Source organism: Cupriavidus sp. FW305-F7, from assembly GCF_058782875.1.
This window is the reverse complement of sequence record NZ_JBYSYC010000006.1, coordinates 180399-205845: the sequence shown is the minus strand read 5'-3', so window position 1 is coordinate 205845 and position 25447 is coordinate 180399. Positions and strand designations below refer to the sequence as shown.

General features: G+C 65.7%; 21 protein-coding genes. 6 read left to right on the top strand and 15 right to left on the bottom strand.

Annotated elements, in window-relative coordinates; translation table 11 throughout:
• Nucleotide 1: 1 nt before the first annotated feature.
• Nucleotides 2–334 carry a DUF2917 domain-containing protein gene (locus tag AC3WL8_RS08250; RefSeq protein ID WP_492378132.1) on the top strand — a complete coding sequence of 111 codons (333 nt, stop codon included), beginning with the start codon at nucleotides 2–4 and terminating at the stop codon, nucleotides 332–334.
• 134 nt (nucleotides 335–468) lie between these two features.
• Here AC3WL8_RS08250 and aliA read toward each other — a convergent pair whose 3' ends face one another.
• Genes aliA through badH form a run of 4 tightly spaced genes read right to left on the bottom strand, consistent with a single transcriptional unit; the run spans nucleotide 469 to nucleotide 4917 of the window.
• Nucleotides 469–2112: a cyclohexanecarboxylate-CoA ligase gene (aliA, locus tag AC3WL8_RS08245; RefSeq protein WP_492378131.1), complete on the bottom strand. Its 1644-nt coding sequence runs from the start codon at nucleotides 2110–2112 to the stop codon at nucleotides 469–471.
• Nucleotides 2113–2154: 42 nt separating this feature from the next.
• On the bottom strand, nucleotides 2155–3306 hold the full coding sequence (gene aliB, locus AC3WL8_RS08240; protein ID WP_013953314.1) for a cyclohexanecarboxyl-CoA dehydrogenase: 1152 nt from the start codon (nucleotides 3304–3306) through the stop codon (nucleotides 2155–2157).
• A 30-nt stretch (nucleotides 3307–3336) separates the two neighbouring features.
• Nucleotides 3337–4119: a 2-ketocyclohexanecarboxyl-CoA hydrolase gene (gene badI / locus AC3WL8_RS08235; protein WP_211981707.1), complete on the bottom strand. Its 783-nt coding sequence runs from the start codon at nucleotides 4117–4119 to the stop codon at nucleotides 3337–3339.
• Nucleotides 4120–4149: 30 nt separating this feature from the next.
• Nucleotides 4150–4917 carry a 2-hydroxycyclohexanecarboxyl-CoA dehydrogenase gene (badH, locus tag AC3WL8_RS08230; RefSeq protein WP_013953316.1) on the bottom strand — a complete coding sequence of 256 codons (768 nt, stop codon included), beginning with the start codon at nucleotides 4915–4917 and terminating at the stop codon, nucleotides 4150–4152.
• Between the two features lie 139 nt (nucleotides 4918–5056).
• Between badH and AC3WL8_RS08225 the strand changes: the two genes are divergently transcribed.
• Together AC3WL8_RS08225 and AC3WL8_RS08220 are read left to right on the top strand one after the other, a co-directional pair.
• Nucleotides 5057–5578: a MarR family winged helix-turn-helix transcriptional regulator gene (locus tag AC3WL8_RS08225; RefSeq protein ID WP_153953446.1), complete on the top strand. Its 522-nt coding sequence runs from the start codon at nucleotides 5057–5059 to the stop codon at nucleotides 5576–5578.
• Between the two features lie 264 nt (nucleotides 5579–5842).
• Nucleotides 5843–6136, top strand: a complete 294-nt coding sequence (locus tag AC3WL8_RS08220) for a GYD domain-containing protein (protein WP_013953318.1) — start codon at nucleotides 5843–5845, stop codon at nucleotides 6134–6136.
• 78 nt (nucleotides 6137–6214) lie between these two features.
• Here the strand turns inward: AC3WL8_RS08220 and AC3WL8_RS08215 are convergent, their stop codons facing one another.
• The 6 genes from AC3WL8_RS08215 to AC3WL8_RS08190 all read right to left on the bottom strand — a co-directional run bounded on the left by AC3WL8_RS08215 (nucleotide 6215) and on the right by AC3WL8_RS08190 (nucleotide 15402).
• The gene (locus AC3WL8_RS08215) at nucleotides 6215–7231 is read right to left on the bottom strand and encodes a zinc-binding alcohol dehydrogenase family protein (RefSeq protein ID WP_153953445.1); all 1017 of its coding nucleotides are present in this window, start codon (nucleotides 7229–7231) and stop codon (nucleotides 6215–6217) included.
• Between the two features lie 168 nt (nucleotides 7232–7399).
• Nucleotides 7400–10213 carry a formate dehydrogenase subunit alpha gene (gene fdhF, locus AC3WL8_RS08210; RefSeq protein ID WP_492378130.1) on the bottom strand — a complete coding sequence of 938 codons (2814 nt, stop codon included), beginning with the start codon at nucleotides 10211–10213 and terminating at the stop codon, nucleotides 7400–7402.
• A gap of 9 nt (nucleotides 10214–10222) precedes the next feature.
• A complete protein-coding gene (locus tag AC3WL8_RS08205) occupies nucleotides 10223–11932 on the bottom strand; it encodes an NADH-ubiquinone oxidoreductase-F iron-sulfur binding region domain-containing protein (protein WP_153953443.1) in 1710 nt (569 codons plus the stop codon).
• 181 nt (nucleotides 11933–12113) lie between these two features.
• A complete protein-coding gene (gene oxlT, locus AC3WL8_RS08200; RefSeq protein ID WP_211981712.1) occupies nucleotides 12114–13433 on the bottom strand; it encodes an oxalate/formate MFS antiporter in 1320 nt (439 codons plus the stop codon).
• A gap of 679 nt (nucleotides 13434–14112) precedes the next feature.
• Complete coding sequence (locus tag AC3WL8_RS08195) at nucleotides 14113–14331, bottom strand: hypothetical protein (RefSeq protein ID WP_013953323.1); 219 nt, start codon at nucleotides 14329–14331, stop codon at nucleotides 14113–14115.
• 147 nt (nucleotides 14332–14478) lie between these two features.
• Entirely contained in the window at nucleotides 14479–15402 is a 924-nt protein-coding gene (locus tag AC3WL8_RS08190) for a LysR family transcriptional regulator (RefSeq protein WP_013953324.1), read from the bottom strand.
• Between the two features lie 317 nt (nucleotides 15403–15719).
• Here AC3WL8_RS08190 and AC3WL8_RS08185 point away from each other — a divergent pair, with 317 nt between their 5' ends.
• The 3 genes from AC3WL8_RS08185 (at nucleotide 15720) to AC3WL8_RS08175 (ending at nucleotide 17822) form a co-directional block, all read left to right on the top strand.
• Nucleotides 15720–16661: a LysR family transcriptional regulator gene (locus tag AC3WL8_RS08185; RefSeq protein ID WP_013953325.1), complete on the top strand. Its 942-nt coding sequence runs from the start codon at nucleotides 15720–15722 to the stop codon at nucleotides 16659–16661.
• Between the two features lie 104 nt (nucleotides 16662–16765).
• Nucleotides 16766–17071, top strand: coding sequence for an HAD family hydrolase (locus AC3WL8_RS08180; protein ID WP_013953326.1), 306 nt, complete (start codon nucleotides 16766–16768; stop codon nucleotides 17069–17071).
• A gap of 163 nt (nucleotides 17072–17234) precedes the next feature.
• A complete protein-coding gene (locus AC3WL8_RS08175) occupies nucleotides 17235–17822 on the top strand; it encodes a TetR/AcrR family transcriptional regulator (protein WP_013953327.1) in 588 nt (195 codons plus the stop codon).
• Nucleotides 17823–17956: 134 nt separating this feature from the next.
• Here AC3WL8_RS08175 and AC3WL8_RS08170 read toward each other — a convergent pair whose 3' ends face one another.
• The 5 genes from AC3WL8_RS08170 to oxlT (AC3WL8_RS08150) form a co-directional block, all read right to left on the bottom strand.
• The gene (locus AC3WL8_RS08170; RefSeq protein ID WP_153953441.1) at nucleotides 17957–19534 is read right to left on the bottom strand and encodes an AMP-binding protein; all 1578 of its coding nucleotides are present in this window, start codon (nucleotides 19532–19534) and stop codon (nucleotides 17957–17959) included.
• A 278-nt stretch (nucleotides 19535–19812) separates the two neighbouring features.
• The gene (locus tag AC3WL8_RS08165) at nucleotides 19813–20250 is read right to left on the bottom strand and encodes a PAS domain-containing protein (protein ID WP_013953329.1); all 438 of its coding nucleotides are present in this window, start codon (nucleotides 20248–20250) and stop codon (nucleotides 19813–19815) included.
• A 154-nt stretch (nucleotides 20251–20404) separates the two neighbouring features.
• Complete coding sequence (gene frc / locus AC3WL8_RS08160) at nucleotides 20405–21655, bottom strand: formyl-CoA transferase (protein WP_013953330.1); 1251 nt, start codon at nucleotides 21653–21655, stop codon at nucleotides 20405–20407.
• A 42-nt stretch (nucleotides 21656–21697) separates the two neighbouring features.
• A complete protein-coding gene (gene oxc / locus AC3WL8_RS08155; protein WP_013953331.1) occupies nucleotides 21698–23437 on the bottom strand; it encodes an oxalyl-CoA decarboxylase in 1740 nt (579 codons plus the stop codon).
• Between the two features lie 581 nt (nucleotides 23438–24018).
• The gene (oxlT, locus tag AC3WL8_RS08150) at nucleotides 24019–25362 is read right to left on the bottom strand and encodes an oxalate/formate MFS antiporter (RefSeq protein WP_013953332.1); all 1344 of its coding nucleotides are present in this window, start codon (nucleotides 25360–25362) and stop codon (nucleotides 24019–24021) included.
• Between the last annotated feature and the right edge of the window lie 85 nt (nucleotides 25363–25447).

Below are 25447 nucleotides of genomic sequence, written 5' to 3'. Positions count from 1 at the left end.
CATGTTCCTGGTGAGCAATGACATGACCGCCACCCTGCCCGCACGCAGTTCGCTGCGGCTGGTGGCGGGCCCCGGCGAACACGTCGCCGTGCGCTGCACCGAAGGCGAGCTCTGGCTGATCCGCGACGGCGACCCGAAGGACGCGGCGCTGACGGCCAGCGAATGCTTTACGTTGTCCGACAGCGGCCATATCGAGCTGTATGCCGTCACCACGGCATCGCTGCACGTAACGCGCTGCCGGCAAGGCGCCGGGCCGGCAGCGGGCGCCTGGCGGCAATGGCTGCGGCGCTTGCTGGCGCCGCATGGGCGCGGCTATACCGGTGCAGGCCGGTGACAGGTGGAGCTGGACACCCTCGCCCTGCCAGCCCTGGCGCGAATGCGCGGTCGTGGTGGGGTGCAATGCTTGGCGGTTAATTGCGCTTTTTGCGTTGCGCGGCGGCCGGCGCCCCGGCCACCGCTGCGCCAGGTTCAGGACGGGTCGCCGCGCAGCATCTCGCGCAGCCGGAATTTCTGGATTTTCCCGGCGGGCGTGGCCGGCAGTGCGTCCCGCACCACGAGCTTCTCGGGGATGTACTGCAGCGCCATCTTCTGCGCCTTGAGCCAGTCCACCATCGCCGCCTGGTCGAACGCCTGGCCGGCGCGCGGCACGACAAAGGCGCAGGCGCGCTCGCCCAGCCGTTCATCCGGGTAGGCGACGATAGCCACCTGCGACACCGCGGGATGGCGGTACAGCAGGGTCTCGACCTCGAGCACGGGGATGTTCTCGCCGCCGCGGATGATCACGTCCTTGCTGCGCCCGGCGATGCGCAGGTAGCCGTGCGCATCGAGCCGCGCCAGGTCGCCGGTGTCGAACCAGCCATCGGCATCGGTGCTGTTCAGATGTGGCCGCTTCAGGTAACCGCCGAAGTTGGAACACGCCCGCACCAGCAGGCGGCCGGTCTCCCCGGTGGGCACGTCGGCATCGGCGCCGTCCACCACCCTCACCTCCACGCCCGGCAGCGGGCGACCATCGGTGGTCGATGCGCGCGCGTCGGGATCGTCCGGCAGCGTGGTGGTGACCGCGCCGTTCTCCGACATGCCCCACGCCGACACGATCGTGGCGCCCAGCGCCAGGCGCGCGCTCTCCACCAGCGCGCCCGGGATCGGCGCGCCGGCGCACAGGAAGGTGCGCAGGCTTGGCACGGGCGTGCCGGACTCCGACACCACGCGGGCAAGGTCCGTCAGGAACGGTGTCGATCCCATGGTGAAGGTCACGCCTTCCTCGCGGATCAGCGCGGCCGCGCGCGCCGGGTCCCAGATGTCCTGCAGCACCGCATGCGCGCCCAGCATCACCGGCATCATCAGTCCGTACATGAAGCCAGTCTGGTGCGCCATCGGCGAGGCCATCAGCACCACATCGTCGACCGTCAGGCGCAGCCGATCGGCATAGGCAACGATATTGGAGAACAGCGTGTTGGCGCTATGCATCACGCCCTTGGGCTCGCCGGTGGTGCCGGAGGTGTAGATCAGTTGCGTGACGTCGTCAGCGCCCGGGCGGCCGCGCAGCAGGATGTCCGGCGCATCGGGCTCATCCTCCCAGCGCGGACCGCTGAGCAATGCGTCGAAGCTGTCCGCTCCAGCGCCGCCCGTGACAACGACGTGGCGCAGCGCCGGCAATACGTCGCGCAAGCCCTGCACCATCTGCGCATGCCCGAAGCCCCGGAAACCCTGCGGCACCACCATCACCTTGCATTGCGCATGCGCCAGCATGAACGACAACTCGCGCTCGCGGAAGATCGGCATCAACGGGTTGAGCACCGCGCCCAGCCGTGCGCACGCCAGGTACAGCACCGTCAGGTGCCAGCCGTTGGGCAACTGGCAGGACACGACATCCTGCGCACCGACGCCGAGGCGGCTCAGCCCCACCGCCACCCGGTCGGCCATCCGGTCCAGCTCGGACCAGGTAAAGCGGGCCACGGTGCCGCTGTCGAGGCTTACCGCAGTCAGGGCCGGCGCGTCGGGCCGGCCGCTCACGCAGGCGGCAAGGTAGTCGTTGACGGTGCGGTCGTGCCAGTGGCCTGCCGCCACGCTGGCGGCTCGGCGGGGCGCAACCAGTACGGCGTCGAAATCCATGGCTTGTCTCCTCGTTATGCGATGCCGCGTGCGAGCGCGGCTTCAGGCCGGCACAGCTTCGCGCCCGGCGCGTCCGCGGGCAATGATGGTCTTCATGATCTGCGCGGTGCCGTCGCCGATCTGGAAGCCGAGCACATCGCGCAGCCGCTGCTCCATCACGCCGCGGTCATAGCCGCCGTGGCCGAAGGACAGCAGGCACTGGTGCACCACGTCGTAGGCCAGCTTGGGCGCCCACCACTTGCACATCGCGGCTTCGGCGGTGTGTGGCTGGCCATGGTCCTTCAGCCACAGCGTCTGCAGGCACAGCAGCCGGGCCGCGGTCACCTGGGTCTGGAAATCGGCCAGCGGGTGCGAGACCCCCTGGAAGGCCGAAAGCGGCTTGCCAAAGGCCTGCCGTTCCGCCACGTAGGCCCAGGTCTCGTCCAGCGCGGCCTGCGCCACCGCCAGCACCTGCAGGCCGATCAGCGCGCGCGAGAAGTCGAAGCCCTGCATCACCTGCACGAAGCCCTGGCCTTCCTCGCCCAGCAGGTGGCTGGCCGGCACGCGCACGTTCTCGAAGAAGATCGAGCCGCGGCCGATGGCGCGCTGGCCGTGGCAGTCGAAACGGTTGCGAGTGATGCCAGGCAGGTCCATCGGCACCAGCATGGCTGAGACGCCGCGCGCGCCGGCATCGACCGGGCCGGTGCGGGCAAAGACCACCGCGGCATCGGCTTGGTCCGCGGCGGAGATCGAAGTCTTCTCGCCATTGAGCACATAGGCGTCGCCGTCGCGCTCCATGCGCAGGCGCAGGTTGGCCGCGTCGGAGCCGCCGCGCGGCTCGGTCAGCGCGATCGCCAGCAGCGCTTCGCCGCGCGTGAGCCGCTGCAGCCACGGCCCGCCGATTTCAGGACGCGCGTGCTGTGCCAGGATCTGGCCGTTGAGCGAAGCCAGCAGGTTGATATACGACAGGCTCAGGTCGGCGCGCGCCACCGCTTCATGAATCACGCCGGCCGCGAGCGAGCCCATGCCCTGGCCGCCGCAGGCCTCGGGCAGTTCCGGCGCGATAAAGCCCATCTCGCCCATCTCGCGCATTAGCGCGCGGTCCAGCACGCGGGTCTGGTCCCGCTCCAGGTAGCCAGGCGCCACGCGCGCATCGGCAAAACGGCGCGCATGCTCCGCCAGCGCCATCAGGTCTTCGTCAAGGTAGGGGTTCATGGTTGTCTCCGCTTGGTCGGATGCCAGCGCTTATCTGGCGTACTTGCGGAAGTCGGGCTTGCGCTTTTCCTGGAAGGCCTTCACGCCCTCGCGCGATTCCTCGGTGTCGTAGTAGAGCTTGAGCGCGTACATGCCCATGCCGGCGATACCACCCTGATGCGCGGTGTCCATGTTGAACGAGCGCTTGGCGATGGCGATGGCGGTCGGGCTCTTGTCCAGGATCTCGTCGCACCACTTCTGCACTTCGGCGTCGAGCTGGTCATGCGGCACCACGGCGTTCACCAGCCCCATCGCCAGTGCCTCGGCGGCCGGGTAGCGACGGCACAGGTACCAGATCTCGCGCGCCTTTTTTTCACCGACCACGCGCGCCAGGAAGGCCGTGCCATAGCCCGGGTCGACCGAGCCCACCTTTGGCCCTACCTGACCGAACACGGCCTTTTCAGAGGCGATGGTGAAATCGCAGATCGTGCACAGCACGTTGCCGCCGCCGATGGCAAAGCCCTGCACCCGCGCGATCACCGGCTTGGGCACGTCGCGGATGGCGTTGTGCAGTTCTTCCATCGGCAAGCCGATGGTGCCGCGGCCGTCGTACTGCCCTTCATGCGCGGACTGGTCGCCGCCGGTGCAGAACGCCTTGTCGCCGGCACCCGCCAGCACGATGGCACCGATCTCGCGGTCGTAGCCGGCGCGGTTGATGGCGTGGATCAGCTCGTCGCAGGTGTGGCCGCGGAAGGCGTTCATCTTTTCCGGGCGGTTGATGGTGATCCAGGCGGCGCCGTTGCGCACTTCGTACAGGATGTCTTCGTATTGCATGGTGGTCTCCGTTTTCTGGTGTTTGCTTGCTCAGCCGTTCATGGTCAGGCCGCCCGACACGCTCAGCACCTGGCCGGTGATAAAGCCGGCGTCGTCGCTGGCAAAGAACAGCACCGCGCCGGGCAGGTCGTCGGGCTGGCCGATGCGGCCCAGCGGGATCGAGCGGGTAAAGGCCTCGACCAGCTTCTCGGGGTTGCCCGCGCCCTGCTTGTAGTCTTCGAACAGCGCGGTCTCGGTCGGCCCCGGGCACACCACGTTGACGGTGATGCCGTGGCGAGCGTGTTCGCGGGCAATCGTCTTGGAGAACGACACCAGCCCGCCCTTGCACGCGGCATAGACCGCTTCGCCGGACGAACCCACGCGCGCGGCGTCGGAGGCGATATTGATGATGCGGCCGCGCTTGCGCTCGATCATGCCGGGCAGCACCGCGTGGTGCATGTGCAGCGCGCCGGTCAGGTTGATGGCGATCAGCCGCTCCCATTGCGCGGGCTCGGTCTTGATGAACGGCTTGAACACATCCCAGCCGGCGTTGTTGACCAGCACGTCCACCGGGCCCAGGCCCTGCTCCACCGCCGCCACCGCGGCATCCACGCTGGCGCGCTCGGTGATATCGCAGCGAAGGGCCAGCGCGCGCCCGCCAGCCTCTCGGATCTGGCCGGCGACGCGCTCGGCCGCTTCCGGGTTCAGGTCGAGCACGCCCACCACCGCCCCGGCGCGCGCAAAGCGCAAACAGGTTGCGCCGCCGATACCTCCGCCACCACCGGTCACGATGACCGTCTTGCCTTCAAGTCCTTGCACAGCGTTCTCCTTTCAGGATTCCGGTGCTATCGTGCCGGCCATGGCGCCGTCACATCGCACTACCAAATAGGTAAATATGTTTACCTATAGTAGGAGGTAGCCGCTGCCTACGCAAGACGCCAACACTGTGGAAAAGACTATGGTTAACCCGGAATCAGGGGCAGATTTCCCGACAAACGCACGCATGGAACTGGCCAACCGGCTTTTCTTCCGGCTGTACCAATGCGCAAATATGTTGCATAAAACGGGATCGCGAGCCGTCGAGGCAGAGGGCCTGACGACGCAGCAGTGGGCCGTGCTCGGCGCGTTGTCGCGCCCGGAAGCCGCTGATGGCATGAGCGTGGGCGACCTGGCCCGCTACCTGATGGTGAGCCGGCAGAACCTGTCAGGACTGGTCAGCCGGATGGAACGCGACGGCCACGTCACGCTGGCCCCGGACGGCCGCGACCGCCGCTCACGGTTGATCCGGATGAGCGAGCCGGGACGGGAGGTCTGGCTGCACCAGGCGCAGCCGAAGATCCGGGCTTATTACGAGCAGGCGCTGACGGGGTTTTCTACCAATGACCTGACGCACACACTGCATTACCTGCTCAAGTTGCTGGATAACATGCGCGCGCTTGACACGCCCGACAGCGCGGACGGTGGCAGTCCACAGGACTGAGCCGCACGCAGTATCGCAACTGAAACACACCGGCCGGCCGGAACAGCCGGCCGCGAGCCCGCGGCCCGCATCCTGGCCTGCCGCGCCGACTGGCGCGCAATATGCGTTGGCATGAAGTTGCTCAGACGTCGCGAGCATCAACGGCGAAGCGCCATGCCATTCGCGCCTCGCCACGCCCCGAAGCCCTGAACCACTGCCCCGGCCGTTTGCGCCGTGCACACCGCCGGGACGGCGACCAATCCAACCATAACCGGAGGTCCCGCCATGACCCGCTACATCGTGCTAGCCAGCTTCACCGACCAGGGCATCCGCACTGTCAAGGACACCACCAAGCGCGCCGCCGCGGTGCGCGAGATGGGGGCGCGCCTGGGCGTGCAGATGAAAGACATCTACTGGACGCTGGGCGAATACGACATCGTGCTCACCGTCGAAGCGCCCGACGACGAGACCATGACCAGCTTCGGGCTGACCATCGGCGCGGCCGGCAACGTACGCACCCAAACCCTGCGCGCCTTCAACAGCGACGAGATGCAGGGCATTCTCGGCAAGATGGGCTGACCCCTGCCCCAGAAACGCACAACGCCCGCCGGGGCCATCCCGGCGGGCGTTGTTGTTTGCCGAGCGCAGCCCGCCAGCTCAGAACCCTTCCAGCACCAGCTTGCCGATGGTCCGCCCGCCTTCCAGCATGGCGTGCGCGCGCCGCAGGTTCTCCGCGTTGATGCTCCCCAGGTTCTCGCCCAGCGTGGTCTGCAGGCGGCCGGCATCGACCAGCCGCGCGACCTCGTTAAGCAGACGATGCTGCGCGACCATGTCGGGCGTGCTGAACATGGCGCGCGTGAACATGAATTCCCAGACGAAGGTGGCGCTCTTGTTCTTGAGCAATTCCACCGGCAACGGCCGCGTATTCGAGACGATCGTGCAGATCTTGCCCTGCGGGGCGACCAGTTCAGTCATCGCCGCGAAATGGCCGTCGATATCGTTGAAGCAGAGGATGTAGTCGACCTCGGCAAAACCCAGCGCCTTCAACTGCGCCGGCAGGTCGCCACGATGGTCAACGGTATGGTCGGCGCCAAGGCGGCGGCACCATTCCTGCGACTCGGGCCGCGACGCGGTGGCGATCACGGTCAGCCCGGCCAGCACCTTGGCCAACTGGATGCCGATCGAGCCCACGCCGCCCGCGCCGCCGATGATCAGCACCGAGCGGCCGGCGTGATCCCCCTTGGGCGAAATGCCCAGCCGGTCGAACAGAGCCTCCCAGGCGGTGATCGCCGTCAGCGGCAGCGCCGCCGCGTTGGCGAAATCCAGCGAGGCGGGCTTGTGGCCGACGATGCGCTCATCGACCAGGTGGAATTCGGCGTTGGCACCGGACCGCGTGATGCTGCCCGCGTAGTAGACCGGGTCGCCGACCTTGAACAGGGTCACCTCAGGCCCCACCGCCGCCACAGTGCCGGCCGCGTCCCAGCCCAGCACGCGCGGCGTGGGCTCTACCTGCGCCTTGGGCGCGCGCACCTTGGTGTCGACCGGGTTGACCGAGACGGCCTCAACCTTCACCAGCAGGTCGCGGCCGCCGGGGCTGGGCATGTCGATCTCCACGTCCTGCAGCGAACGCGGGTCGGAGATGGGCAGGTACTGGGTCAGGCCGATGGCTTTCATGGCGGGCTCCGGGATGTGTAGGGAATGATCTGAAGCGTAGCCCGTCACGATTGATTTGATTAGCTGAAAACCACAACAATCAATTTCCCGAAATTCAGGATAATCACCCAACAAAAAAGGCCGCCTGCGCTACCCGCGCAGACGGCCCCGTCAGGTCTTGCCGTTGCCCTACACCGCCAGGATCTGCCCGCCGCCGTAGCTCGACTGCTCCGGCGCCTCGCCGCCCAGAGCCATCTTCACCGCGCAGTACTTGAACTCCGGGATCTTGCCGAAGGGGTCCAGCGCCGCATTGGTCAGCTTGTTGATCGCCGCCTCGTAATAGCAGAACGGCACGAACACCGCCCCGCGCGGCGTGCCGGCGTCGGCCCGCGCGTACAGCGTGACTTCGCCGCGGCGCGATGCCAGCGTGACCACGTCGCCCGGCTTGCCGCCCAGCGCGTCCAGGTCCAGCGGGTGCACCAGCGCCACGGGGTCGGGCTCGATCGCATCGAGCACGCCGGCGCGCCGCGTCATGCTGCCGGTGTGCCAGTGCTCGAGCTGGCGGCCGGTGATCAGCACCATCGGGTAGTCGACATCGGGCCGCTCGGCCGCCGGGATGATATCGGCCGGCACAAAGCGCCCACGGCCGGTCTCGGTCGGGAAGCTGTCGATAAAGATCACCGGTTCGCCCGGGTCGCCCTCTTCCTTGCACGGATAAGTCACAGCATGTTCGCGCTCCAGCCGCTCCCAGGTCACGCCGCCGATGCTGGGCATGGCCTGGCGCATCTCATCGAAGACCTCGGCCACGCCGTCGTAGTGCCAGTCCAGCCCCAGTTGCTCCGCCATCTGCTGGATGATCCACAGGTCCTGGCGCGCCTGCCCCGGCGGGTTCAGCGCCTGGCGGCCGAGCTGAACGGTGCGGTCGGTGTTGGTGAAGGTGCCGGTCTTCTCCGGGAAGGCCGAGGCCGGCAGCACCACGTCGGCCAGGTAGGCGGTCTCGGTCAGGAAGATGTCCTGCACCACCAGGTGGTCGAGCGAGGCCAGCGCCTCGCGCGCGTGCTCGGCGTCGGGATCGGACATGGCCGGGTTCTCACCCATGATGTACATGCCGCGCACCTCGCCGCGCTCGATCGCCTGCATCACTTCGACTACGGTCAGGCCGGGCTGGCGGTCCAGCGGCATGCCCCACAGCGCCTCGAAGCTGGCGATCGCCACGGGATCGTCCACGCGGCGGTAGTCCGGGTACATCATCGGGATCAGTCCGGCGTCGGACGCGCCCTGCACGTTGTTCTGGCCGCGCAGCGGATGCAGGCCGGTGCCGGGACGGCCGATCTGGCCGGTCATCAGCGCCAGCGCGATCAGGCAGCGCGCGTTGTCGGTGCCGTGCACGTGCTGCGACACGCCCATGCCCCACAGGATCATCGAGGCCTTGGACGTGGCATACAGACGCGCGACCTCGCGGATGACCTCGGCCTCGATGCCGCACACTGGCGCCATCAGTTCCGGGCTGTACGCCGCGACATTGCGCTGCAGCTCGTCAAAGCCGATGGTGCGGCTGTCGATGAAGTCCTGGTTCACCAGGCCCTCGGTGACGATGACATGCATCATCGCGTTGAGCAGCGCCACGTCGGCATCGGGCTTGAACTGCATGAAGCGATGGGCAAAGCGCGCCAGGTCCGAGCGGCGCGGATCGGCCACGATCAGCTTGGTGCCGTTCTTCACCGCATTCTTGATCCAGCTGGCCGCGACCGGGTGGTTCACGGTCGGGTTGGCGCCGATCACGATCACCACCTCGGCCTTGTCGACATCCATCACCGGGTTCGACACCGCGCCCGAGCCGATCCCCTCCAGCAGCGCCGCCACCGACGAGGCATGGCACAGCCGCGTGCAGTGGTCGACGTTGTTGCTGCCAAACCCGGTGCGCACCAGCTTCTGGAACAGGTAGGCCTCTTCATTGCTGCCCTTGGCCGAGCCAAACCCTGCCAGCGCGCGCTTGCCGTGGGTGTCGCGGATCTGCGCGAGCTTGCCGCCGGCCAGCGCCAGGGCCTCTTCCCAGGTGGCCTCGCGGAACACGTCCATGACGTGGTCCGGATCCATGACGAAATCGCCCTGCTTGGGCACGCCTTCGCGGCGCACCAGCGGCACCGTCAGGCGCTGCGGATGCTGCACGTAGTCAAAGCCGTAGCGGCCTTTCACGCACAGCCGCTCGTGGTTGGCCGGGCCATCGCGCCCTTCCACGAACAGGATGCGGTTGTCCTTGATGTTGTAGGTCAGCTGGCAGCCCACGCCACAGTACGGGCAGACCGAGTCCACCTGCTTGTCCGGCACCGCCAGCGCGGCGTCGCGCGCGGGCATCAGCGCGCCGGTCGGGCAGGCCTGCACGCATTCGCCGCAGGCCACGCAGGTCGACGCACCCATCGGGTCGTCCATGTCGAACACGATGCGGGCTTCGTCGCCGCGCAGCGCCAGGCCGATCACGTCGTTGACCTGCTCGTCGCGGCAGGCTCGCAGGCAGCGCGTGCACTGGATGCACGCATCCAGGTTGACGGCGATGGCCGGGTGCGACAAATCCGCCGCCACGCGTTCGCGCGGGGCAAAGCGGGGCTTGCCGACTTCCAGCTTCGCGGCCCACTGGTCCAGTTCGTTGTGGCGGGTGTAGTCAGTCTCGGGCATGTCCGACTGCAGCAGTTCCAGCACGGTGCGCTGCGCACGCAGGGCGCGCTCGGACTCGGTCTGTACCTGCATCCCTTCCGCGGGAAAACGGCAGCAGGACGGAGCCAGCACGCGCTCGCCCTGGATTTCGACCATGCAGGCGCGGCAGTTGCCAGCCGGCTCGAGGCCATCCTTGTAGCACAGGTGCGGGACGTCGAAGCCTTCGCGCTGGGCCACCTTGAGCAGGCTTTCGCCGGGTTGCGCGCTCACTTCGCGGCCATTGAGCGTGAAGGTGACGGCTGGCTCGGCGGATTCGACAAGCGCGCGTTCGGCGCGGGTCAGTGCATTCATGTCAGTCTCTCAGGCCAGTTCGTGCGGGAAGTACTTGATGACGCAGTCGACCGGATTGGGCGCGGCTTGCCCCAGCCCGCAGATCGATGCATCGCGCATCACCGCGGACAGGTCATCCAGCGCCGACAGGTCCCACTTGGGCTGGCGGATCAGGTCGAGCGCCTTGGCGGTGCCGGTGCGGCACGGTGTGCATTGCCCGCAGGACTCGTGCTTGAAGAAGTGCATCAGGTTGCGCGCTGCCTGCGTGGCGCTGTCCTGGTCGGACAGGATCACCACCGCGGCCGAGCCGATAAAGCAGCCGTAGGGCTGCAGCGTGTCGAAGTCCAGCGGGATATTGCCCATCGATGCTGGCAGGATGCCGCCAGAGGCGCCACCCGGCAGGTAACCGTAGAACGCATGGCCGTCAAGCATGCCGCCGCAGTATTCGTCGATCAGTTCGCGCACCGTGATACCCGCCGGCGCCAGATGCACGCCGGGCCGTTTCACCCGGCCGGAGACCGAGAACGAACGCAGCCCCTTGCGGCCATTGCGCCCCTGCGAGGCAAACCACTCGGCGCCCTTCTCGATGATGTCGCGCACCCAGTACAGGGTCTCGAAGTTGTGCTCCAGCGTGGGCCGGCCGAACAGGCCCACCTGCGCCACATAGGGCGGGCGCAGCCGCGGCATGCCGCGCTTGCCTTCGATCGACTCGATCATGGCCGACTCTTCGCCGCAGATATAGGCGCCCGCGCCGCGGCGCAGTTCGATCGTCGGCAAGCCGGGGATTGGCGGGTCTTGCTGCAGCCGCCGCAGTTCTTCGGCCAGCAGCGCGCGGCAGCCAGCGTATTCGTCGCGCAGGTAGATATAGATCGCTGACACGTTGACCACCGTCGCCGCGATCAGCATGCCCTCCAGAAACCGGTGCGGATCGCGCTCCAGGTAGACGCGGTCCTTGAAGGTGCCGGGCTCGCCCTCGTCGATGTTGACGGCCATCAGCCGGGGCGCGGGCTCGTTCTGCACGATGCGCCACTTGCGCCCGGTCGGGAAGCCCGCGCCGCCCAGCCCGCGCAGGCCGGAGTCCTCCATCGTGCACAGCACGGCGGCCGGTTCCAGGTCGCCGCTGGCGAGGAACTTCAGCAAGGCATAGCCGCCGTCCTTCTGGTAAGCGTCGTAGCCGATATAAGGCTCGGGCGCATGGCGCACGGCCTTTGCCTGCACGGCGGCGTCGATGGCCTCGGCCGTGGCAGCATCGACCGGATTCTGCCCGACCAGCGCCGCGGGCGCCTTTTCGCAGCGGCCGATGCAGGGCGCGGCCACCACGCGCACTTCAGTGCCGAGCACCGCGGGCAGCTTGTCGATCAGCGCCTGCGCGCCCGCCAGCTCGCAGGCAATGCCTTCGCATACGCGCACGGTCAGCGCCGGCGACGGCGCGATCTGGCCGTCGGCGTCCTCGCGCACCACGTCGAAGTGGTGGTAGAAGGTGGCGACTTCATAGACCTCGGTCATCGACAGCCGCAGTTCGCTGGCCAGCGCCACCAGGTGCGGCATCGCCAACTGGCCGTAGCGGTCGTTGATGCAGTGCAGGTGTTCGATCAGCAGGTCGCGCCGGCGGGGCATGTCGCCCAGCGCCACGCGCACTTCGGCCAGCGCGGCCGCGTCTACCTGCCTGCCCTTGGGCTGGCGGCGCTTGCGCTGCCGGCCGAGCCCCGTCGCCTCGAGTGGAATGACAACCTGGTTCATGGCGTGCCTGGATTCTGTTTGTGGGGTTCCGATGTGCAATCAGGAAGGCGCCCGGCGGGCCGCCCTCCTGTCGCGCTTTGTAGTTGTCGTATTGTGCTACCGGGCGCGGCGTCTGTGCAGGCATCGCAGCCGCCACGTCCGGGTCCTGCCGGCGCCGGGGGGCGCCGTACTGCTTTCTTTATCAGGTCAGGTCTTCCGGCACGGTACGGTAGCCCATCGGTGCCGATGCATTGGCATGCACATATTTACGGGCATGCGCCTCGCGCATCGGCTTGAGCACGAACAGCGCCATTACCGCGGTCAATGCCGCCATGGCGGAGGCCACCATGAAGACCGCATGCCAGCTGCCCGTGACAGTGGTGATCACGCTGGAGAACGGCACCAGCAGCGCGGCCGTGCCCTTGGCGGTGTACAGCAGGCCCGCGTTGGTGGCGGCAAACTTCGGCCCGAAGGTGTCGCCGCAGGTGGCAGGGAACAGGCTGTAGATCTCACCCCAAGCAAAGAACACCACGCCTGTCAGCACCACGAAGGCAACCGGATGGTGGCCGTACTTGGACAGCAGCAGGATGCCGATGGCCTCGACCCCGAAGGCAAAGAACATTGTGCGTTCACGGCCGATATGATCGGAGATCCAGCCGAAGAACGGGCGCGTCAGGCCATTGAGCACGCGGTCGATGGTCAGTGCGAAGGTCAGCGCCGGCAAGGTCAGGCCGAGGATCGAGATCGGGGCGTCGTGCAGGCCGAAGTCCTTGGCGATCGGGCCGAGCTGGGCGGTGGCCATGAGGCCGCCGGCGGCCATCATCACGAACATCGCGTACATGACCCAGAAGATCGGCGACTTCAGCACCTCGCGCGGCGAAGCATTGTAGGTTGCGGCAGCCTTCAGCGTGGACTTGACCTCGCTCAGGACCTTGGCCGACGGCGGGTACAGGGCCATGCCCAGGATGAACACGATCAGGCCCTGGCCAAGACCGAACCACAGGAACGCGGCCTCATAGCCCGAAGTCTTGATCATGTTGGCAATGGGCACCACGGTCAGCGCGGAGCCCGCACCGAAACCGGCTGCGGTAATCCCCGCTGCCAGGCCCCGGCGATTGGGAAACCATTTCAGCGCGTTGCCCACGCAGGTGCCATACACCGCGCCCGCGCCAAGGCCGCCGATCGCCGCCGCGAAGTAAAGCATGGGCAGCGAGGACGCCACCGAGTTCAGGGCCCACGCAATCGCGCACAGCAGGCCACCGCCCACCACCACCGGGCGCGGGCCGTACTTGTCGACCAGGTAGCCTTCAATCGGCACCAGCCAGGTTTCCGTCACGACGAAGATGGTGAAGGCCACCTGGATCGCGGTGCGGCCCCAGTGGTACTTGTCGTCGATCGGGTTGACGAACAGCGTCCAGCCGTATTGCATGTTGGCGATCATCGCCATGCAGATCACGCCGAATACCAGTTGCACCCACGGCGACGCAAAGCGCGACGTGGACTCCCTCTGCTGCAATTCCATGATGTCTCCTTATAGCGGCTTGCCGCCAAGGTGGAAGATGGGCGCCTGTAGACGCCTCTGCGTGACTCTCAGTCAAAGAACAGCTGAGCCGTTCTAGTGCTATACGGTATGTGATATATCAGGTAAGTCAAGCGTATTCGTCGCGGCCCTGCAGCATGAGACCGCGGCGAGCGACACCTGGCTGGCGGTTGCTGCAGTGCGACTGGTGCGCACACTGCATCAATGGCCGGTCCGACAGCATCCCGAGTCGTTGGAAATCAAGCAGTTGCCATGCATCGGCGCATCAATCCGCCGACTGCTGGCACCCGCAAGAATGCCGGGGATCGCGCGTGGGAAAAACCGGGAAAACGATGAGTTGGGGAAAGTCCCTAGATGCATACATTAATGTATTGCACCGCATGTATGGCCTTGGGAACGATGCCTGAGGAGGCGCTGCAGGCATGGCAGGGAGCTGCCGGATTGGGAAAGGCGGCGCAAGACAAGGGTTGCGCGGGGCGATCGCTAGCAGCGATCGGGAGGAAGGTGGTGGCGGCCGCAGGTTCGCGCGGAACCCTGCCCTGGCTCGCGGCGAATGCCGCAGGTCAGGAATCAACCGAGGTACTGCCACAAGGGATGCCGGCCGCTACAACCCTTGCCAGATGCGCTGTTCAGCGCGAAAGGCGCATGGCCCCTGCGCGCATTAAGCGTAAGCCAGTTCACCGGCAGCGGGCACGATGCGCGACGGGCTGGCACGGCCAACGCCATCGCTTTCCTGGTTCGAGCCCAGGCCGGCGAAGCGACCATGCTCCTGCGCGGTCACCAGCACGTCCATCGGCAGGCGCGTGGCCAGCAGCGTGGTCACGCCGACACCGGCAGCAATCAGGCCTAGGCCAAGAGCGAAGAGAAGAGCGACTTCCATTTGAAAACTCCAATAGCGTTGTGGTCAGGAGTTTTCATTATATGCTGCGCTGCACTATGTGTAAATATCCTGTATGTGATATATCAGTAGAAGTTTTGCACTAATACAACGAAAGCCGCCCCAATGCCCCCAGAAGAGCCGATGGCCTCACACCGTGGTCGTTTCACGACGCGCCACCGGTGGCTCCTGATACTCCTGGCCACGCAAGGCATCCCAGATTGCTGCGGCATTGGGCTTGAGCGAACGGCTCTTGCGCCGAACCAGCATCACCGTGGAAGTCACCTGCGGACGCAGCGGCCGCATCACTGCCGCCGGATTCATGCCGCCAACCTGGGCACGCGACGGCACCACGCCGATCCCGAGGCCCAGCGCCACCATGCCGAACACCGCCGCAAAGTGCCCAAGCAACTGCAGCGAGCCCGCACGCACGTGATAGCTGCTGAGCGCCTTCTCCACCGCGGGCTGCATGCCGCACTGCTGGTCCAGGGCCAGCACGCGGGCATCGCTCAGGTCGCCCCACCCTACCGCTTCGCGCATGGCCAGCGGATGCTGGGCGGGCAGGACGGCATGGTAGGCATCGACGCACAGCGGTTCACAATAGAGGTCATCGCTTGGCTGCGGATCGGTGGCAATGCCGAAGTCCACCTCGCCGCTGCGCACGCTTTGCAGCACCGACTCCTGCGAGCGGTCCTTCAGGTGAATGGCAATCGCCGGCCACGCTTGCCGGCAGCCGGCCAGCCACGTCGGCACCGACATCGAGCTGAGCACCGGATCCGAGGCGATCTGCACCAGGCCCTGGCACGGACGGCTGGCGCTCTGGCTGTCGCGCAAGGTCTGCTCCACCTCTTCGATCAGGTGGCAGATGCGCTGCGACAGGTGCTGGCCGGCATCAGTCAGTTCCACCTGGCGCGTGGTACGGTCGAACAGGCGCTGGTCGATCTCATCTTCCAGCTCACGCACGCTGCGGCTGACCGCGGATTGCGTCAGGCCCAGTTCAACCGAGGCACGCGTAAAGCTCTTGTGCCGCGCTACCGCGGCGAAGGCCTTCAGTTGGGGGAGCGAGATATTCATGACCTGCCCCCCTGCCCTGCACCGGCGTGGCTGAGACGGAGCCTGTCTTCAGGCATGGCGGGGTGTCGCGTTGCACGCACCATTGCGTTCAGTCCGGTCACGGTAGTCTCCTTGTGTTTTTTTGTCGTGGCTGTAGGCAGCCATCGTTGTTATCGGCCATGCTTGTGGCCATTGGCGGACTCCTGGCGCAAGCCGGAGGGCCGGATTCGGGGGGCATGCCAATCCGACGATTGATGCTACTTGAATCTAAGATCAGCACTGCATAAAGTTTTTTATCGTTTATATAGTCAATCGCTTATATATCGCACGGGACGAGGATGAGGAACGCCACGCTGCGGCAACTGAAGGTCTTTGAGACCGTTGCCCGCCATATGAGCTTTTCACGCGCTGCCGAGGAACTGCACCTGACCCAGCCCGCGGTATCGACCCAGGTGCGGCAGCTGGAGCACCATGTGGGGCTGCCCCTGTTCGAGCAGTTGGGCAAGAAGATCTACCTGACCCCGGCTGGCCATGAGATGCTGCATTACAGCCGCAGCATCATCCAGCAGTTCCGCGAGGCCGAAGACGCCATGTCCCAGCTCAAGGGCATCTCCGGCGGCCGGCTCAACGTGGCGGTGATCAGCGCCGGCGACTATTTCTTTCCGCGCCTGCTGGCCGAGTTCATGAACCGCCATGAAGGCGTGACGCTGAACCTTGCCGTGCATAACCGCGAGGAATTGCTGCACCAGCTGGCCGGCAACCTGACCGACCTGGCGGTGATGGTGCGTCCGCCCGAAGGCATGGACACCATCAACGAGGTCTTCGCCCCGCACCCCTATGTCATCGTGGCTGCGCCCACCCACCCGCTGGTGGGCCAGCGCAATATCCCGCTGGCGGCGCTGACTGACGAAGCCTTCGTTTCACGCGAGAAAGGCTCGGATACCTGGAATTCGATGCAGGAAGGCTTTGCTGGAAAGCTGTCCAATATGCGCATTGCGATGGAGATCAAAAGCACGGAGACCATCAAGCAGGCGGTGATCGCCAACATGGGCATCGCCTTCCTGTCGGCGCATACGGTGGGGCTGGAGCTGCAGGCCGGCAAGCTCGCGGTGCTGGACATCGAGGGCTTCCCGGTCATGCTCAACTGGTACGTGGTGCACCGCAAGAACAAGCGGCTGCCGCCGGTAGCGCTCGCTTTCAAGCAGTTCCTGATGGAAGACGGCGCGGCACTGATCCAGCGCATCACCGGCGTGGAAGGTTTGATCAGCCAGAATGCATAAACGATTGATTATGGTTTTGCTATGAAACTTTAATTATCGTAAATCATTCCGGGTCCCTATGCTTGTCTCAACCCAACCGCTACCGCGCATTTCAGGAGACGAGCATGAACCAGGTCCAACAGGAAAGCCGCCAAGCTGCCGTCACGGTCGGCACCGATAACCAACCCATTCCGCGCGACACCCAGCTCGCCGCCTACAACGCCGCGTTTATCGAGTTGGGCCTGCGCTTCCGCTGGGACGCCGAGATGTATGAATGGCTGTGCGGCATCGAATGCGAGAAGGCGCGCGTGGCCCGCTATATCGAAGAACACCACGCGCACCTGCTGGCCGCCTATGACGCCGCCTTTCTGAGCGCGCTGATCTTCGAGAAGAAGAACGAATACCTGCGCGCGGTCGGTCATCTCAACTGAGGGGGCCGGTCAGTTCACGGCGAGGCGCGCGAGCGGCCTCGCTTTTTTGCCTGGCCCGCATGTCCCTCAGGCGAGGTCACCATGCCTGCGCACCGCGCAGTCGTCGTAAGATTCGGCATCAACACTCACGCGCCCGGCGCTTGCCCGGCTTGCCACCCGTTTCATGCCGACCCGACGCACCGACGAAGAATTTGCCCACGAACTGACCCGGCTGCTGAGCACCGAAGGCGTGTCGTCGCTGACCATCGGCGAGATTGCCCAACGCATGCGCTGCTCGCGGCGGCGCCTGTACGAAATCGCGCCGACCAAGGAAGCGCTGTTCGTCGGCATCTGCCGCGACGTGCTTGCTGACAACCTGGAAAGGGGCTTTGCCGCGGCGCACCGCGAAAGCGATGCGGCGCGGGCAGTGTCCGCCTACCTGCATGCCGCGCTCCACACATCGGGACTGAGCAAGGCGGCGCTTGCGGACCTGGATGCGATCGACAGCGGCCGGGCGGTATTCGACGACTACCAACTGGCGCGCGTGCGCGGGCTGGAAAGCCTGTTGGACGCAGGCATGCGGCAAGGGCTGATGGCGCAGCACAATCCGCGGCTGGTTTCCGAAGCGATCCTGGGCGCCGCGTACCGGCTGCGCAACCAGCAGTTCCTGAAGGAAACCGGCCTGAAGATGGGCGATGCCTTCAGCGAGTTCTACGAGATCATCCTGAACGGCCTGCTGTGCCGGCCCGAAGCCGGCGCCGGCACCTCTTAGCCGCGCGCCGGCGCGCGGGTCGGCCGGATTGCGTTGAAACGCAAGCGGATTGCCATGGTGGCCTCCTCCATGATTGTTGGTCCGAGCAGGCCGCCGGCCCGCTTGCGGGACCGTGCGGCATGCGGTGAGCGCACTCAGGCCACCTGCCGCTCCTGGCCTCCCCAGTAGCAGCCGCGGATGGCCTTGCGGTCGATCTTGCCCAGCGCGGTCAGCGGCAACTCATCCACGAACACGACCTGCTTGGGCGCGTTGACCACGCCCTTGTGCTGCGTTACGTGGCCGATCACGTCGGCCTCGGTGAGCGTGCCACCGGGCCGCGTCACCACCACGGCGATGACCGCTTCGCCCCACTTGGGGTCGGGGATGCCGATCACCGCGGACATGGCGATGGCCGGGTGCAGCGCCAGGCAATGCTCCACCTCGCTCGGGTACACGTTGAAGCCGCCGCTGATGATCATGTCCTTGGCGCGGTCGACGATGTACAGGAATCCCTCGCTGTCGCAACGGGCCATGTCGCCGGTATGCAGCCAGTCGCCGGCAAAGACCTTGGCGTCTTCCTCGGGCCGGTTCAGGTAGCCCTCCATCACCAGCGGACCGCGCACGCACAGCTCGCCCACCTCGCCCGGCGCGACTTCACGCAGGTCGGGGTCGAGCAGCTTGACCTGGTTGCCCGGGATCACCTTGCCGCACGAGCGCAGGCGCTCGGGGTTGTCCGGATCGTGGTCGCGCTGGCTCAGGTAGCTGATGCACATCGGCACTTCCGCCTGGCCGTACACCTGCCCAAACACCGGGCCGATGCGGCGCAGCGCGTCAGCGAGGCGCACCGGCGCGATCGGCGCCGCGCCGTAGAGCACCAGTTCCAGGCTGGACAGGTCGGCCGCGTCCAGCCCGTCGCAATCGAGCAGGCCATAGATCTGCGTGGGAACCAGGAAGGTCAGGTTGATCCGTTGTTCGGCCACGCGGCGCAGGAAATCGGCGGGACTGAACTTGTCGCACAGGTAAATGGTGCCGCCACGCAGCAGCGTCGGCAGGAACAGGCTGCCGGACGCGTGCGAGATCGGCGTGGTCACCAGGTAGCGGATCTGCTCCGGCCATTCGTAGCTGGCCAGCATGTACTGCAGCACCGTTACCGTGGTCCGGTGCGTATGCAGGATGCCCTTGGAACGGCCGGTGGTGCCGCCGGTATAGGCCAGCCGGCTGATTTCCGTGGGGTCGTCGCCCGGGACCACGGGCGAGCCATCGAACGCAGCCGCCGCACTGGCCAGGCCAGGCCCGAACTCGCCATCGTCCAGCGGCAGGACCTGCAGGCCGGCGCCGGCCGCCAGCACGCGCGCCCGCTCGGTGAAGCGGGCGTTGTCCACCACCAGCGCCCGCACCCCGGCATCCTGCAGCACGAAGGCGTGATCCGCTTCCGATGCCATCGGATGCAGCGACACGTTCTTCAGCCCGGCCAGCTGCGCGGCGATGATGGCGGCGACCGCTTCGGCGCGGTTGCCCACCAGGAAGGCCACGGCATCCTGGCGCGCCAGCCCGCGGGCGGCAAACAGCCGCGCGACGCGCGCGCACTGCTGCGCGAGCGCCTCATAGCTCAGCGTGGTGTCGTCGCCGACGATGGCGGGCACGCCGGGCCGGGCGCGCAGCGCGGCCGCATAAAGCTGGCCCACCGTTGCGCCGCCGTGGACCACCGCAGCGGCCGAAGCTTGACGGGTCATGTTGTCTCCTCGGATCTGTTTTTGTCAGGACTCCCAATGTAGGAGGCATTCGGTACTCCGTCAACGAATCTGGTACCGTAAAAACCAGAATCGGCCACGCCAAAGCGGCGCTGGAAGCGCACGCCGGCCACCTATTCGGGAAAACTCGGGGGACAAACGAGACCTGCGCGGCCGTCCTGGCCAGGCCGCCGCGCTAACAGGAAACGGCCAGGACAGGGCCTGGCCACCGGGCCGCCGCGCTGAGCGGCTGGCCCGGGATCACGGGGAAGGCACGCGCCTCAGGCCTGTTCCTTGACCTGGTTTTCCAGTTCCACCAGCCGCTTCTTCAGCGCCCGCTCCTCCTGGAAGCGCACGGTCTCGTCGCGGATCACGGCGACGATGCCGGTGATGGCGCCCGCGTCATCCTTGAGCAGCGCCACGGTGAAGGCGATTGACATGGACTTGCCGTCCTTGTCGACTGCGGGCACCTTGAGCAGGTCGTGGCCGTAGCGTGTGATGCCCGTCGCCATGGTCTTGTCATAGCCCTCCCAGTGCCGCCCACGCAGGCGCTCCGGGATGATCAGGTCGAGCGACTGGCCCATGGCCTCGGCCTGGGTAAAGCCGAACATGCGCTCGGCCGCGGGGTTCCATAGCGTGATGGCGCCCTTGGCATCGGAGATGATGATGGCGTCGCCGATGGCGGACACCAGTTGCGCGTAGTCGATCTGGTCTGTCATGGGGATTCCCTCGTTATTACCAGGGCCGGTCGGCGCCGGCCTGTCATGGCCATCAAGGTAGCGTGCCTCATGGCCAAGCTGCAAGCAAAAACGCCGGGGCCCGCTATGCGCGAGACCCCGGCGTACGCTCCGGCACAAGTGCCGGCGGGCAGCGTCAGATCACCTGGGACTCGCGCAGGCGCTTGATGTCGTCCGCACCGTAGCCCAGGCCGGCCAGCACTTCATCGCTATGCTCGCCCAGCAGCGGCGACCCCGTGATTTCCGGCTTCATGTCGGAGAACTTGATCGGGCTGCCCACCGTCAGGTAGGTGCCGCGCTCCTTGTGCGGCACCTCGGTGATGCTGCCGCTGGCGCGCAGCGACGGATCATCGGCGATTTCCTTCATCGACAGCACCGGCGAGCACGGGATGTCGAACTTGCGCAGGATGTCCACGGCCTCGTACTTGGTCTTGTCGGCCAGCCATTCCTCGATGGTGTTGAAGATATCGAAGATATGCGGCTGGCGTGCCTTGGCGGTGGCGTAGTTGGGATCTGAAATCCATTCCGGCTTGCCCAGCGCCTTGCAGATCGGCTCCCAGGCATGGCCCTGGATGGTGAAGTAGATATAGGCGTTGGGGTCGGTCTCCCAGCCCTTGCACTTCAGCACCCAGCCCGGCTGGCCGCCGCCGCCCGCGTTGCCGCCGCGCGGCACCACGTCGCTGAAGCTGCCATGCGGATACTGCGGGTACTCTTCCAGGTAGCCCAGGCGGTCCAGGCGCTGCTGGTCGCGCAGCTTGACGCGGCACAGGTTCAGCACCGCATCCTGCATCGACACCGCCACCTTCTGGCCCTTGCCGGTCTTGTCGCGGCCGATCAGCGCGGTCAGGATGCCGATGGCCAGGTGCATGCCGGTGTTGGAATCGCCCAGCGCCGCGGCGGATACCGTCGGCGGGCCGTCCCAAAAACCAGTGGTCGAAGCCGCGCCGCCGGCGCACTGGGCCACGTTCTCATAGACCTTCAGGTCTTCATAGTGGTGGCCGTCGCTGAAGCCCTTGACCGAAGCCACGATCATCTTGGGGTTCAGTTCGTTGATGCGCTCCCACGAGAAGCCCATGCGGTCCAGCGCGCCCGGGCCGAAGTTCTCGACTAGCACGTCCGATTCGCGGATCAGCTGCTCCAGGATCTTCTTGCCTTCCGGCTTCTTGGTATCCAGCGTCAGGCTGCGCTTGTTGGAGTTGAGCATGGTGAAGTACAGCGCATCGACATCCGGGATGTCGCGCAGCTGGGTGCGCGTGACATCGCCGGAACCGGGGCGCTCGACCTTGATCACGTCGGCGCCGAACCAAGCGAGAAGCTGCGTGCAGGCGGGCCCGGCCTGGACGTGCGTGAAGTCGATGATCTTGATGCCGTTGAGCGGGAGGTTCACTTTCGTTCTCCTATTGGATCAGAGGGGTGAAATTCGGGTGAATTACTTCTTGGCCGAGCTTTGCGGATTCAGATTGGTCAGACGACCGCTTTCGGTGCCAGCAGCCGGATCGATGACAGCGTTGACCAGCGTGGGCTTGCCCGAGCGCAGGGCTTCGTTCACCGCAGCTTCGAGTTCCGCCGGCGTGGTGACGTTGTGACCGACGCCACCGAACGCTTCCATCATCTTGTCGTAGCGGGCGCCCGGGACGAATGTCGTGACCGCCGGATCCTTGCCGCCGGTCGGATTCACGTCGATGCCCTTGTAGACGCCGTTGTTGTTGAAAATGACGATGCAGACCGGCAGGTTGTAACGGCAGATCGTCTCGACTTCCATGCCAGAGAAACCGAACGCACTGTCACCGCACAGCGCCAGCACCGGCTTGTTGGTCTCGACCGCCGCGGCGACCGCGTAGCCCATGCCCACGCCCATCACGCCCCAGGTGCCCACGTCCAGGCGCTTGCGCGGCTCGTACATGTCGATCACCGCACGGGCGTAGTCCAGCGTGTTGGCGCCTTCGTTGACAAACGAGATGCCCGGATTGGCCTTGACGACATCCTTCAGCACGCCCAACGCGCCGTGGAAGTTCATCGGCGAGACATCCTTGGACTTGGCCAGGGTCTCGGCCATCTTCGCCAGGTTCGTGTCCCTGCGGTCGGCCACCGCGTTCAGCCACTCGGCGCCCGGCTTGGCAAAGTCATCGCCGACCTTATCGAGGATCGCCGACACGCACGAACCAATGTCACCCACTACCGGCGCGGCGATGGCGACGTTGCTGTCCATCTCGGTCGCCGCGATGTCGATCTGGATGAACTGCTTCGGCTTGCCCCAGGTCTTGCCCTTGCCGTGCGACAGCAGCCAATTCAGGCGGGCGCCGACCAGCAACACCACGTCAGCTTCAGCCAGCACATACGAGCGTGCGGCCGAGGCCGATTGCGGGTGCGTATCGGGCAGCAGGCCCTTGGCCATCGACATCGGCAGGTACGGAATGCCCGTCTTCTCGACCAGCGTGCGGATATCCGCTTCGGCGCGTGCGTACGCGGCACCCTTGCCCAGCAGGATCAGCGGGCGCTTGGCGCTCTTCAGCAGCGCGACGGCACGGTCGACCGAGTCCGGTGCAGGCAGTTGGCGCGGGGCCGGATCCACCACCTTGATCAGCGACTTGCGGCCCTTCTCGGCTTCCATCGACTGGCCCAGCAGCTTGGCCGGCAGGTCCAGGTACACACCGCCCGGACGGCCCGACACGGCGGCACGAATGGCACGTGCGATCCCGACACCAATGTCTTCAGCGTGCAGCACGCGGAAGGCAGCCTTGGCGTGCGGACGGGCGATGGCCAGCTGGTCCATCTCTTCGTAGTCACCCTGCTGCAAATCGACGATCTCGCGCTCGCTCGAGCCGCTGATCAGGATCATCGGGAAGCAGTTGGTGGTCGCATGCGCCAGCGCCGTCAGCCCGTTCAGGAAGCCAGGCGCAGACACGGTCAGGCAGACGCCCGGCTTTTGCGTGAGAAAGCCCGCAATCGCTGCTGCGTTGCCTGCGTTCTGCTCGTGACGGAAGCTGATGACGCGCATGCCGTTGGCCTGCGCCAGACGAGCCAGATCGGTGACCGGAATGCCCGGCAGGCCGTAGATGTTTTCGATGCCATTCAGCTTCAGCGCGTCGATAACCAGATGAAAACCATCGGTTTGTGCCTGATGTTCTTCCGCGGCGTGACGCTGCAACTCGTTTCCGACTTCTGCCATGGTTGCTTCCTTCTATGCAAATTGACTGGGGTTGGAGTTCTCTTATTTCAGGGTGTCTTCCGCGGTGGTGCTCCCGACCCGCTTGGCTGCGACGACTTCGGACATGTCTTGGTCTCCTCGTTGAATTCTTTTCGGGGCGGGGGCTCTCTCGCCTTCTCGCCCTTCACTGTTGCTACACGTTTGCCTTGCGGCGCCCGATCGTTTCCCCTGCTCTTGATGACATACGGTATGTGATATATCAGAACGACGCAAGAGTAATTTCCACTAGTTCTTCAAGTTTCGTCGGTGCAGTGCAGCAATCTTGCAGGTAACTACGGCTAAGTCAGCGCAATTCCTGAAAGGACGCTATTCATGCGCAATCGGCACAGATTCCCGGGCCATGTCGAAGCCTGCGATCTCAGCTGGATTACGCATACAGATATATTACATACCAAAATTCCAGCGACTTTCCGGCCCTCTGGAACACGTTGCCACGCACTGGCGTCCTCCGCGAACACCAGCGCGTCCACTAATAGAAATGATCTGACCTCACTCCGAAGCCCGGCAGACTTCGCCGGGCTCCCCTATCCTTCAGCCTGGGATTACTCCCCCTGACGCGGCGACATGCCAGCCAGGAACGCGGCGTCGGACACGCGCACTGCCTCGGCATGCCCGGTGATAAAGCGCTTGCGCATGGGCGCCAGGAACACCTTGGCCGAGATCCCCGCCGCAATCGTCACCACCGCCGCCACCGAGAACACGGCTCCCCAGCCACCATAGGCCGACAGGATCGATGCCAGCGGCACCACCATCGCCGCCGTGCCCTTCGCCGTGTACAGGGTGCCCGCATTAGCCGCCGCGAACTTGCTGCCGAAGGTATCGGCGCACAAGGCCGGGAAGATCGAGAAGATCTCGCCCCAGAACAGGAAGGTCAGCGCCGCGAAGAACATGAACCAGTACGGGTTGTGCCCCATCTGCATCAGCCCGAGCAGCGCCAGACCTTCGCCGATGAAGATCACGAACATGGTGTTCTCGCGCCCGAACCGGTCCGACAGGAAGCCGCACAAGGGCCGCGTAAAGCCATTGCACAAGTTGTCGATCGACAAGGTCATGGTCAGCAGCGGCAGCGTCATGCCCAGCATCGTCACCGGCATCGAGGCGAAGCCGAAGTCCTTGGCGATGGGCCCGAGCTGGGCCGTCGCCATGATCCCGCCCGCTGCCACGGCCACGAAGCAGACGTAGATCAGCCAGAACACCGGCGTCTTCACCATTTGCCCCGGCGAGAACTCGACCGGATTGGTCAGCACCGCCTTGGCCGCCACCGCGCCCTTGGGCGCCTTGGGCTTCACCAGCAGCAGTGCCAGCACGAAGATGCACACGCCCTGCAGGATGCCGAAGGTCAGGAAGGCCTTTTCATAGCCCGAGCTCTGGATCATGTTGGCGATGGGGATCACCGTGATGGCCGAGCCGGCACCGAAACCCGCCGCCGTCAGCCCCGCTGCCAGGCCGCGCTTGTCCGGGAACCACTTCAGCGCGTTGCCGACGCAGGTCCCGTAGACGCCGCCCGCGCCGATGCCGGCAATCACCGCGGCCGCATACAGCTCCGGCAGCGTGGTCGCATAGGAATTCATCACCCAGGCCAGTCCCGCACAGATGGCCCCGCCCGCCACCACCGGGCGCGGGCCGAACTTGTCCACCAGCCAGCCTTCCAGCGGCACCAGCCAGGTTTCAGTCACGATAAAAATGGAAAATGCCACCTGGATAGCGGACGCGCCCCAGTGATGCTTGGCGTCCATCGGTGACACGAAGAGGGTCCAGCCGTACTGCAAGTTCGCCACCAGCCCCATGCACACCACGCCGATTGCAAGCTGGATCCAACGGTTCTGCAGCCCGCGGCCGTTCACGTTGCCGTGACCGGCCGAGGCCGATGCTTCAAATTGCGCCATCTGTCTTGTCTCCTGGTACCGTTTGTTTGTGCCTCGACGGGCACATCAGGGCTTTGTGGGTTGCCCTTCTCACATCTAGACCGGC

Coding starts and splice junctions, on each gene's coding strand:
- AC3WL8_RS08250 (WP_492378132.1), top strand. CDS start 2: ATGTTCCTGGTGAGCAATGACATGACCGCCACCCTGCCCGCACGCAGT.
- aliA (WP_492378131.1), bottom strand. CDS start 2,112: ATGGATTTCGACGCCGTACTGGTTGCGCCCCGCCGAGCCGCCAGCGTG.
- aliB (WP_013953314.1), bottom strand. CDS start 3,306: ATGAACCCCTACCTTGACGAAGACCTGATGGCGCTGGCGGAGCATGCG.
- badI (WP_211981707.1), bottom strand. CDS start 4,119: ATGCAATACGAAGACATCCTGTACGAAGTGCGCAACGGCGCCGCCTGG.
- AC3WL8_RS08225 (WP_153953446.1), top strand. CDS start 5,057: ATGGTTAACCCGGAATCAGGGGCAGATTTCCCGACAAACGCACGCATG.
- AC3WL8_RS08220 (WP_013953318.1), top strand. CDS start 5,843: ATGACCCGCTACATCGTGCTAGCCAGCTTCACCGACCAGGGCATCCGC.
- AC3WL8_RS08215 (WP_153953445.1), bottom strand. CDS start 7,231: ATGAAAGCCATCGGCCTGACCCAGTACCTGCCCATCTCCGACCCGCGT.
- fdhF (WP_492378130.1), bottom strand. CDS start 10,213: ATGAATGCACTGACCCGCGCCGAACGCGCGCTTGTCGAATCCGCCGAG.
- AC3WL8_RS08205 (WP_153953443.1), bottom strand. CDS start 11,932: ATGAACCAGGTTGTCATTCCACTCGAGGCGACGGGGCTCGGCCGGCAG.
- oxlT (WP_211981712.1), bottom strand. CDS start 13,433: ATGGAATTGCAGCAGAGGGAGTCCACGTCGCGCTTTGCGTCGCCGTGG.
- AC3WL8_RS08195 (WP_013953323.1), bottom strand. CDS start 14,331: ATGGAAGTCGCTCTTCTCTTCGCTCTTGGCCTAGGCCTGATTGCTGCC.
- AC3WL8_RS08190 (WP_013953324.1), bottom strand. CDS start 15,402: ATGAATATCTCGCTCCCCCAACTGAAGGCCTTCGCCGCGGTAGCGCGG.
- AC3WL8_RS08185 (WP_013953325.1), top strand. CDS start 15,720: ATGAGGAACGCCACGCTGCGGCAACTGAAGGTCTTTGAGACCGTTGCC.
- AC3WL8_RS08180 (WP_013953326.1), top strand. CDS start 16,766: ATGAACCAGGTCCAACAGGAAAGCCGCCAAGCTGCCGTCACGGTCGGC.
- AC3WL8_RS08175 (WP_013953327.1), top strand. CDS start 17,235: ATGCCGACCCGACGCACCGACGAAGAATTTGCCCACGAACTGACCCGG.
- AC3WL8_RS08170 (WP_153953441.1), bottom strand. CDS start 19,534: ATGACCCGTCAAGCTTCGGCCGCTGCGGTGGTCCACGGCGGCGCAACG.
- AC3WL8_RS08165 (WP_013953329.1), bottom strand. CDS start 20,250: ATGACAGACCAGATCGACTACGCGCAACTGGTGTCCGCCATCGGCGAC.
- oxc (WP_013953331.1), bottom strand. CDS start 23,437: ATGGCAGAAGTCGGAAACGAGTTGCAGCGTCACGCCGCGGAAGAACAT.
- oxlT (WP_013953332.1), bottom strand. CDS start 25,362: ATGGCGCAATTTGAAGCATCGGCCTCGGCCGGTCACGGCAACGTGAAC.